Source organism: Pseudomonas algeriensis (genome assembly GCF_048847255.1).
In the GTDB taxonomy this organism is placed as follows: domain Bacteria; phylum Pseudomonadota; class Gammaproteobacteria; order Pseudomonadales; family Pseudomonadaceae; genus Aquipseudomonas.
The window spans coordinates 1-1,979 of sequence record NZ_JBKKRK010000037.1 but is presented as its reverse complement, the minus strand read 5'-3'; the positions used below and the strand labels follow the sequence as shown (position 1 = coordinate 1,979).

Annotated in this window: 1 pseudogene; it reads left to right on the top strand. The window is 64.9% G+C overall.

What is annotated here, in order from left to right:
* Positions 1 to 1,979 (top strand): annotated as a pseudogene (locus ACLK1G_RS25830) (type IV secretion protein Rhs); the annotation flags it as partial.

Here is a 1,979-nt window from a genome sequence, read left to right as displayed (position 1 = left end):
CATCGGCACCTGGTCGCCATCGACTACCAGAGCTTTCACCCGGCGCTGACCCTCGACGAAGCCTGGCGCACCGAACAGACCCTGGTGACCTACCGCTACGATGCGCGTTTACGCCTCATCGAAGCGACCAACGCCGCCGGCGAGAGCGAGCGCTACGACTACGACGACCAGCACGTCATCCTCCAGCGGCAACTGGCCGGGGGCGCGAGTTTCTACTGGGAGTGGCAAGGCCTCGGCCCGGCGGCGCGCTGTGTCCGGCATTGGGCCTCGTTCGCGCAGATGGACAGCCGCTACACCTGGGGCGATGACGGCAGCGTCACGGTCCGGCATATCGATGGCAGCCAGGACGTGTATGTCCACGACGACCACGCGCGGCTGGTGCGCCAGGTCGATCCCGCCGGCGGCGAACACCTCAAGGCTTATGACGAACAGGGCCGGCTGATCGCCGAGCAAGACCCGCTGGGCGCCGTCACCGAATACCGCTACGACGAAGTCGGACGGCTGGTGGCGCTGATTCCTCCGGAAGGCGAGCCCACGTCCTACGAATACCGAAACGGTTTCCTACACGCCCGGACTCGCGGCAAGGCCGTGTGGACCTACTGGCGCAATGCCCAGGGCGACATCATCGAAGTCGTCGACCCGGCTCGCCAAAGCACCTGGTATCACTACGACGACCAGGGGCAACTGAACACCATCAGCTACCCGGACGGCGGTGCCCATCATTTTGTGCGAAACCCGTTGGGCCAACTGACGGAAGAAATCCTGCCGGACGACGGCCAGCGAGTTTTTTCCTACGACGCCCTGGGCCGTCTGCTGACCCGTCAAGACGAACGCGGCGCCGTCACCCATTACCAATGGGACGCCGTGGGCCGCTTGCTACAGACCACCCTGCCCACCGGCGCGACCCGTGCATGGAGCTACAACGCCTACGGCAAGGTCACCGCGGAGCGGGACGAACTGGGGCGCATCACCCGCTACGAATACGCCGACGATCTGCACCTGGTCAGCCGCCGCCTCAACCCCGACGGCAGCGAACTGAAGTACCGCTACGACTCGGCGCGGCTGTTGCTGACCGAAATCGAGAACGAATCCGGCGAAAAGTATCAGCTGGACTACACGCCCAACGGACTGATCCGACAGGAAACCGGCTTCGACGGCCAGCGCACCGGCTATGCCTACGACCTCAACGGCCACCTGCTGGAAAAGACCGAATTCGGCGCCGACGGCAGCCAGCGGATCACCGCCTACCAACGCGACACCGCCGGCCGCCTGCTGCGCAAGACCTTGCCCGACGGTGCCACGGTCGAGTACGGCTACGACGCCCTCGGGCGGTTGATCAGCGTTGAGGACGGCCATTGGCCGCTGGCCTACGAATACGACAACCAGGACCGCCTCGTCGCCGAACACCAGGGTTGGGCGAGCCTGCATTATCGCTACGACAATGTCGGCCGGTTGGTCCATTGTCGCCTGCCCGATCGCAGCACCCTGGATTACCGCCACCTGCGAGGCGGGGCGCTGATCGCCATCGACCTCAACGGCACGTGCCTGACCGAACACCGCTTCAAGGGCGGCCGCGAACGCCAGCGCCAGCAGGGCCAGTTGCTCAGCGACTACAGCTACGACGAACAGGGTCGCCTCAAGGCCCAGACCGTGTGGCAAAGCCAGCAAAAACAACTGTTTTGGCGCGACTATTCCTACACCGCCAACGGCAACCTCGCCGCGCTTTCCGACACGCGAAACCGACGCGGCTACCAGTACGACGCGCTGGATCGCCTGATGCGCATCGACTACGCCCACAGCCAACCCCCGGAACACTTTTCCCACGACCCGGCCGGCAATGTGTTGTTCAACGACCGTCCCGGCCCGACCACCCTCAAGGGCAACCGTCTACTGATGGAGGGCGATCGTCACTATGACTACGACGCCTACGGCAACCTGGTCCGCGAACGCCGCGGCCATGCCCAGTGCCTCGTCACGCA